1 tRNA gene is annotated in these 201 nt (G+C 47.3%); it reads left to right on the top strand.

Features of this window, described 5'->3' with window-relative positions:
• The first annotated feature begins 124 nt into the window (after positions 1–124).
• Positions 125–200 (top strand) — tRNA-Phe (locus Q1B03_RS22130).
• Position 201: the final 1 nt, after the last annotated feature.

Here is a 201-nt window from a genome sequence, read left to right as displayed (position 1 = left end):
CGGTAGTTCAGTTGGTTAGAATGCCTGCCTGTCACGCAGGAGGTCGCGGGTTCGAGTCCCGTCCGGACCGCCATTTTCTTTAAATAAGATTATGGTTCATAATTAAATATTTTACTCTAAGTAAGGCTCAGTAGCTCAGTTGGTAGAGCAATGGACTGAAAATCCATGTGTCGGCGGTTCGATTCCGTCCTGAGCCACCAT

Source organism: uncultured Rossellomorea sp., assembly GCF_947488365.1.
GTDB lineage: Bacteria > Bacillota > Bacilli > Bacillales > Bacillaceae_B > Rossellomorea.
This window is presented reverse-complemented; position numbering and strand designations above follow the sequence as displayed.